Source organism: Candidatus Rhabdochlamydia sp. W815, from assembly GCF_018642185.1.
Classification (GTDB): Bacteria; Chlamydiota; Chlamydiia; order Chlamydiales; family Rhabdochlamydiaceae; genus Rhabdochlamydia; species Rhabdochlamydia oedothoracis.
The window spans coordinates 1-4,319 of the sequence record NZ_JAAVTY010000115.1 but is presented as its reverse complement, the minus strand read 5'-3'; the positions used below and the strand labels follow the sequence as shown (position 1 = coordinate 4,319).

Sequence of the window (4,319 nt, the reverse complement as noted above, 5' to 3'; positions counted from 1 at the left end):
TCTATCCACGCAAAAGAACGCTCTACAACCCATTGTATCAGTATTTTTAACACTTTGAGCATCAATAATTACAAAGCTTGTTTTCTCTTTCTGACCACTGCTTTTTCTGACCTCGCCAACCAATTTTTTTTAAAACTATTTCAAGAATACGCTTAGAATTTTTATCATCTTTTTTATTCCAAAGAGGGAAATAATAATCACATAATTCCCATTTAGGATATTCTATGGCTTTTTGTGATTCAGAGTTTTTTGCATATTCATTGCCTTTCCAGTGATCGCGCACTTCATTTGCCGAAAGCAAGGAAGCACAGGCAAGGGACAACGATAAAAAGAAGTTAGAGATGAAAGTATTCATGATCAGATTCTCCGGGCTATTACTGTTGGGAAAATATGGGCTTGGTCATAAATAATCTCGATCTCGTCAAATCCGGCATCCAGTAGCTGAGATTTTACCAATTCTTCTGATCGAAATATTTGCCATTTCGCTTCGAGGATATCGGAAAAAATCGCTCTCTGTAAGAGTGCATGTTCGGGATTGATCCTATCCGCATTCCACTTGGGTGGAGGAATCAAAAAACTTGTGATGAGCCACCCACCTGGTTTTAAAGCGAAGAAAAACTGACGATATAGATCCACAATCTTTTGATTGTCGGGCTCATAGATGGACAGTCCATTACTTGTGATCAGATCAAATTTACCATCACAACATAAGTCCCAAGCATCCCTTTGTAGAAAAGAAGATCTGCTCTCTAATCCACGATCTCTGGCAAGCGCTTGGCCTTGAGCTATGGACTCAGGATCAATATCTATCCCACAAAGAGAAAAGCCAGAGATTTGAGAAAAATCCAGATCTAATAGATCGGCCATTAAGCCGCATGGGACAGATGCTAAAGACATGCTATTGCTCAGTCTTTTTTGGATCTCTCGTTTAAAAATCTGAAAGCGTTCCTGAGTGGCAAGGCTGGTGGGGGCTTGATCCAGGATAAATGACTCCAAGGCAGTAAAAGGTTTGTTTTCAGCATCTAGTCTCGTCAAGAGCCCTTGCTGAGGATGAGTGACAACGTAATGTGTCCAATATCCATTCAAGCCTCCTCTTTCCAAAACAAAGCGTCCTAAGCCGAATTGCGAAAGCTCCTCAACTAGCTCTAGCTGTCGTTCCACAGAAATATAAGGAAGATCTCCTCTCTGAAAGACTTTACTTCTTGCCTTATCCAAGGCTTCGATCAGCGTACCCTGTTCTGCATGAGATAGGTTCATAGTTCTCCAAGAAATTTCAAGAGAGGTCTCCTCCCCAAAAAGGATATAGTGGTTCCGATTCAATCGCATAGAAAAATATAGGATTAACGACAAGTTTCAAGTCGTTGACTTGAACCCCATTAAGCTAGCCGTTTGAATTGGCACTACTATATACTCGTTTACATTCAAATTAAGAGGTTGAGTATATAAACTTTTTTATAAAAAGAACAACATTTTCTTGCAAGATAGAGCAGCTTTTTCAAAAAAACTCAAGACTTCCAAAAAAATCCAGTAAGAAGAAGCCGTTAACAAAAGAAGAGAAAAAGCAGAATCAAGAGATTTCCTCTGAGCGAGTTGTTAATGAAAACGTGATTGGCAGTCTAAAAAGATGTAAAATTTTAAGTGGCAAATATAGGAACAGAAGAAAAAGGTTTGGTTTACGGTTCAATCTTATTGCTGGAATCTACAATTATGAAATTTTTATTTAACTACGCAAAAGGTCTTTTTTAAAAAGTGAAACTATTATTAAAAACAAAATCTAGTAAAATCAGCTGGTTTTAGAGGATTTATATGTTGCGTAAAAAATCAGGTGAGATCGAATGGCTAGAATTTGAACTTTTACAAGAGGTTCCCCATCTTAAATCGGGAGTTTTTTTAAGACATGGAGGAATCAGCCAAGGTCCTTTTACATCGCTTAATTTGGGAGCAAATACGGGCGAACATGTAACTTATCATCGCAAGCAAGTGCAGCAGCTATTTAATTTTAAAGAAATAGTGACGGGGAACCAAGTGCATGGAGTTCATGCTGAATGGATACAATCATTTAAGCAGGATGTAGGAAATTGTGATATTTTACTAACCGATTTGTCTGAGATCGGCTTATTAATTACTCACGCAGATTGTCAGGCTGCAATTTTTTATGATCCCTTACGAAAGGCAATAGCCAATACACATGCAGGTTGGAGAGGAAATGTGGCTAATGTATATCGTGAAACAGTAAGAGCTATGCATAAAGCCTTTGGTTCTAATCCCGCTGATTTACTGGTTTGCATTTCGCCAAGCCTTGGCCCAAAACACGCAGAGTTTAAAAACTATAAGAAGGAATTTACCCCTGATTTCTGGAAATACCAAGTAACACCGTTTCATTTTGATTTATGGGCTATTGCTAAAGATCAATTAGAGGAAGCAGGGGTGTTACTTTCTCATATTGAGATTGCAAGCATGTGTACATATTGCAACGCAGAGGATTTTTATTCCTATCGCCGAGATCAAATAACAGGAAGAAATGGGACAATCATTGGCTTTACTGAGAAGGCATTTGATTAAAAAATAGAACGGCTTCTTTAGCAAGGCTTTCTTGGATTTTTTTGCGATCTACTCCTTGAGGGTCTTCATAGAATTTAGGATGTAAAAACCGCTTACCAACACTTGTGGCTCTATTGAGAAAAGTATAGTGATTAGCATTTCCTTTAAGAATTTTGAGCGACACGCGGTTCATGATTTTAGCAAACCACTTTGCATTCTGTTCTAGAGGTGCAATTTCATCTTGTTTTGATGCTACGATATAAAATGGAGGTTGAATCTTTTTTAAACTTTGCTCTGTAAACATCCATCCTAAAGCAGGGGCCATTACAAAAAAAGCAGAGATGCGTTGATCATGGAAAGATTGGAATACTTGCTTAAAATCCGTTTCCTTTAGCTTATCTAGGTAAACAGTTTTACCTAATTGTTGGTTACAGATTTGTTGAAATGTGCTTTGCTCAATTTCCTTTACACAAGCTCCAGCTATCCATAAACCTGTGGTTGCACCTAATGAATACCCACTAAATCCAATCCGATTTTGGTTAACACGATCTTGAAATAAACTATTATGTAAAATTTGATCGATAACAAAAGAGACATCTTTAGGCCTTTCCCAAGTTTTAATATAGAACTCTGGAATTTTATTATTCCAAGTATTGCCATAGTGATCCATAGAAGCTACGATATACCCATTAGCAGCTAATACTTCAGCAAGCCATGCAATATTAAAACGATCTCCACCATGGCCATGCGAGAGAACAACCAGAGGATAGGTTTGTTTTTGATTACTTAACACAGCATCTCTTGCTTCTCCACAACGCACCCACATACCTAAAGGATTGATAGATGGTGTTTCTGGATCAATAGGATACCATATTTCTGTAACAACAGGGCGTTTGCGCTCTACATCGTAAAAATGCAGGGTAGTAATCCCTGTTTTTTGAGGATGAAGGATAACCTTAGTAAAATATTGACTTAAGTATATTTTTTGACTTAAAGGCCATAGCACAAGCAGAAAAGCTGCTAGATAAAGAATCCAGTTAGTTTTCTTTTTACGCATTTTCAAGTTAAAACCTGTTTTTTTAGGTAGTATCTATTTTTTTTGATAAGAAATTTTTTACTAAAAAGGAAGCTCTTTTTTTATTCTTACGAAAGCATACCGCATAGGAAATAATCGTGGCATAAAATTCTTTGCTGAGCTGATTTCTTTTATTTTTAAAACATCAAGGATGTTATTTGGAAATATTTCTTTCAGCTTCTGTTAATATTCCTATTGCTTTGAGATTTTTAGCTTCATTAGCGTTCAAAGAGAAGTTTTACCTTTGCGATAATTAACTTTTGCTTATACTCCGACCTTAACTCCAGCATCGAGTAAAGCATTTAAGATGTTTAGAGCCTGTTTAAAATCTTCTCATTAAGGTATAATGATAGTTTTCATAAAACCTTTGGAGGTAGTTATGACCCGCTCTTATCCAAGCGATCTTTCTCGTAAACAATTTAGCAAAATCCATGGCCCTTTCAACCTTGAAGTGCACAAAAAAGAACATATAAATACTTGAAAAAACATCTATTGTGCACCCGAGCATAGCATGTTTGTAGATAATCTCGTAAACACTTCTAGTGGAGTTTCGAAGTTGAGAGCCTTTCTAGGTCTGTTATTTAGTAAAGTTTCCACCCTTTCTATATCCTTGGAAGTCGTATCTAAAAAGCTTTGTGTTTTAGGAAAATATTGCCTAACTAGTCCGTTTGTATGCTCATTTAAGCCTCTTTCCCAAGAATGG

5 protein-coding genes and 2 pseudogenes are annotated in these 4,319 nt (G+C 37.0%); 3 read left to right on the top strand and 4 right to left on the bottom strand.

Annotated features, from left to right (window positions below; genetic code table 11):
- Together RHOW815_RS09405 and RHOW815_RS09400 are read right to left on the bottom strand one after the other, a co-directional pair.
- Nucleotides 1-199, bottom strand: a pseudogene (locus RHOW815_RS09405) (hypothetical protein); the annotation flags it as partial.
- A gap of 158 nt (nucleotides 200-357) precedes the next feature.
- Entirely contained in the window at nucleotides 358-1,257 is a 900-nt protein-coding gene (locus tag RHOW815_RS09400; RefSeq protein WP_215217607.1) for an SAM-dependent methyltransferase, read from the bottom strand.
- Between the two features lie 248 nt (nucleotides 1,258-1,505).
- Here RHOW815_RS09400 and RHOW815_RS07020 point away from each other — a divergent pair.
- Both RHOW815_RS07020 and pgeF read left to right on the top strand, forming a co-directional pair.
- Nucleotides 1,506-1,724, top strand: a pseudogene (locus RHOW815_RS07020) (transposase family protein); the annotation flags it as partial.
- A gap of 82 nt (nucleotides 1,725-1,806) precedes the next feature.
- Nucleotides 1,807-2,562 carry a peptidoglycan editing factor PgeF gene (gene pgeF / locus RHOW815_RS07015; RefSeq protein WP_215217606.1) on the top strand — a complete coding sequence of 252 codons (756 nt, stop codon included), beginning with the start codon at nucleotides 1,807-1,809 and terminating at the stop codon, nucleotides 2,560-2,562.
- Here pgeF and RHOW815_RS07010 read toward each other — a convergent pair.
- On the bottom strand, nucleotides 2,540-3,598 hold the full coding sequence (locus RHOW815_RS07010) for an alpha/beta hydrolase family protein (RefSeq protein ID WP_215217605.1): 1,059 nt from the start codon (nucleotides 3,596-3,598) through the stop codon (nucleotides 2,540-2,542). The genes pgeF and RHOW815_RS07010 overlap by 23 nt on opposite strands.
- Before the next feature lie 364 nt (nucleotides 3,599-3,962).
- Between RHOW815_RS07010 and RHOW815_RS08880 the strand changes: the two genes are divergently transcribed.
- The gene (locus RHOW815_RS08880; protein WP_256439928.1) at nucleotides 3,963-4,097 is read left to right on the top strand and encodes a hypothetical protein; all 135 of its coding nucleotides are present in this window, start codon (nucleotides 3,963-3,965) and stop codon (nucleotides 4,095-4,097) included.
- Nucleotides 4,098-4,105: 8 nt separating this feature from the next.
- Here RHOW815_RS08880 and RHOW815_RS09395 read toward each other — a convergent pair.
- Nucleotides 4,106-4,319, bottom strand: a 214-nt coding sequence (locus tag RHOW815_RS09395; protein ID WP_502757473.1) for a transposase, incomplete at its 5' end; no start/stop codon positions are given.

Excerpts from the sequence above, each read along its gene's own strand:
- pgeF (WP_215217606.1), top strand. The coding sequence starts at position 1,807 with ATGTTGCGTAAAAAATCAGGTGAGATCGAATGGCTAGAATTTGAACTT.
- RHOW815_RS08880 (WP_256439928.1), top strand. The coding sequence starts at position 3,963 with ATGATAGTTTTCATAAAACCTTTGGAGGTAGTTATGACCCGCTCTTAT.
- RHOW815_RS09400 (WP_215217607.1), bottom strand. The coding sequence starts at position 1,257 with ATGAACCTATCTCATGCAGAACAGGGTACGCTGATCGAAGCCTTGGAT.
- RHOW815_RS07010 (WP_215217605.1), bottom strand. The coding sequence starts at position 3,598 with ATGCGTAAAAAGAAAACTAACTGGATTCTTTATCTAGCAGCTTTTCTG.